The 2483-nt window shown below is 34.8% G+C and carries 3 protein-coding genes; all 3 read right to left on the bottom strand.

Annotation, left to right across the window (positions count from 1 at the left end; genetic code table 11):
• The coding region (locus RMO70_RS06725) for a DUF6029 family protein (protein WP_310555659.1) at positions 1–1227 on the bottom strand (1227 nt) is incomplete at its 3' end.
• A 1-nt stretch (position 1228) separates the two neighbouring features.
• A complete protein-coding gene (locus RMO70_RS06730) occupies positions 1229–1711 on the bottom strand; it encodes a TlpA disulfide reductase family protein (protein WP_310555660.1) in 483 nt (160 codons plus the stop codon).
• A gap of 267 nt (positions 1712–1978) precedes the next feature.
• Positions 1979–2483: TlpA disulfide reductase family protein (locus RMO70_RS06735; RefSeq protein ID WP_310555661.1), on the bottom strand; the 505-nt coding region annotated here is incomplete at its 5' end.

Genomic DNA, 2483 nt, shown 5'->3' on the forward strand with positions numbered 1-2483 from the left:
AAGTGTAAGCACATGATTTTGAATATTTTCTCCAGTTCTACTAAAAGTTTGAAACTCATATTCGGTTTTTAAAGTGGCTTTTTTAAAGGCTTTCCATTCAAAATACGTTCCAGCCGAAATTCTATTTTCTTCGAGTTTAAAAGGATCTTCGGCATAATCCAGAAATACTTTGGCGTCATGTTTCTGCGCAATTGCAAAACTATACTCTGTAAAATATTCTTTAAACACAAATTCTTTTCCCAGTTTATTTTTTGCAATTGCATTGTTAAATGTCAGGGTTGACGCATCCGGAAAAGTATAATACATTTCGATTTGATAACCCGTTTCGTTTAATGGTTGTACCACGTGTGTACTTCGATTGAGGACTTTGTAGCTGTGTTCTTTGATTAATGCTGGCGGTTCATTAATTCCTGCGCCAACATTAAAATCATTATAATCTTTGTATTCCGCACTGATTCCGAGCTTATCGAATGTAAAATTGATATTTCCGTAATACCCATGAGACGATGTTTTAGAGAAATCAGAAAAATTGGCATCACCTACTTCTTTGGCAAACTCTGTATAATATGAAATTATTGGCGATACTTTTCCTGAGACTGTTGCCATGCCATATTGTTTATTTCCGCTAGCGTTGGCAACATCAAGAACGGCAATTCCTAGAGTTTGTTTTTTAAAGGAATAGTCAGAATATATTGCTTTTATCTCATCTGAACGGCGCAAACTATTAGATTGTGTTGGTGGGAAAACATTGTTGAGTGGTTTGCCGTAGATAATTTTTGTTGTAAAATCTTTGAATTTTAAGTGTGTGCTAAAACCTTGAATGTCTCTTTGAAAATAATTTCGGGAACGATAACTCAAATCCTCAAGTATGGCACCAGGAATTTCAAAAGACCGTAACAATAGTCCACGTCCAATTGTTTCTTGAAAATTACCCAATTTTACCGTTACAATTTTAGAATTGTATTGCAACGAATATTGGGTGAGTTGCGTGTAATTTCTCTCTTGAAAAGGCGTGTAAAATTGTTCCAATGTGATGCCTGCTTTGAAAGCATTATACGTGTACCCAACAACTGCTCTGTCATAAACACTAGAAAATTTTGAATTATCACTTGGGAGTTTTCCGAACTGATATTCAAGGAGGTTATTGCCGCTAATCTGGGCTTCGAGTGTTTGTACAGAAACAATGAATAAAAATAGAACTGCTATACCTTTTTTTGTTTTTTGCATATCAATTGGTATTTAAATTTCGTTCTAGTTCCGCAATAATTAATTCCGCATCGCCAGAAACGAATCCTTCGTGAATCCAAATAATTTTTCCTTTTGAGTTGACTAAAATGAGCGTTGGAAAAGCCATTAGATTCAATCGATTCTTGATTTCTGAATCGATGTCTAACAAAATTGGATATTGTATTTGAAGTGATTTACTTAAAGGCGCGACTTTGGCAATGCTTCTTGGTCCATCGCAACTAATGCCTATTATTGCAACTCCTTTATCTTTATAGGTATTGTATATTTTATTTAATTCGGGAATTGCTTTGTTGCATGGCTTACACCAAGTGGTCCAAAAATCGATTAAGGTTAGTTTTTCCCCTTTTAATTCCGAAAAACTCCGGCTGGTGTTTTCAATATCTTTCAACTGAAAATCAGTAACCGTTTGCGCTTGAAGGTTAGCAAACGCAAAGGTTATAAATGCTACTATCCATTTTTTCATAATTATTTTGTTTTTAACTCTTTGAGTGTAATTCAATCTGTATGTTTTTTTTAACCACATAGAAACATAGATTTCATAATTTTTGAAAAGCGTTTCACTTTATTATAGAAAATCATAGCTATGTGAACCCAAGACCAGAGTCCGCCGCGGAGGACGTACAGGCGAATCAATTGGGCTATTCAACTCTTTTTTTCTATGATTCTATTTGTTAAATTTTGTATTAACTAAATATAATTGATTTTCATTAATTGCAACTTACGGTTTATTTTAATTAATAAGTGATTGCACTTTTAGTTTAACCGCATCGACATCGCCAGCTGCGCCTTGTGTTCCTGTGAAAACAATTTTTCCGGCTTTGTCAATAACAACAAGTCTGTCATAAGTAGTTTTATACGATGCTGCAACTCCTGAGGCAGTTAATAGTAACGGAAATGATACGCCAGTTGCAGTTTTAAAACCTTGAACCGAGCTTGCATTTCCGTCCCATTGATCCAATCCTAAAATTTGATAATCTGTTTTTGAAGCAAAAGGGGTAACTAATTTTGATTCAATACTTGGAGCAATAGCTTTGCAGGAAGGACAGGTATTTCCGAAGAAGAAAAGTACAACCACTTTGTTCGTATAATCAGATAATTTAACTTGTGTATTGTCTAAAGAGGTTAACGTGAATGCGGGTGCAGTTGTCCCAGATGGAGTTGGAGTTGGATTTGTAGTTGCATCGTCACTACCAGAACATGCATTTAGAGCAAAAAAGATGATTATTAAAAAAGAT

It is taken from the genome of Flavobacterium sp., from assembly GCF_031422135.1.
GTDB lineage: Bacteria > Bacteroidota > Bacteroidia > Flavobacteriales > Flavobacteriaceae > Flavobacterium.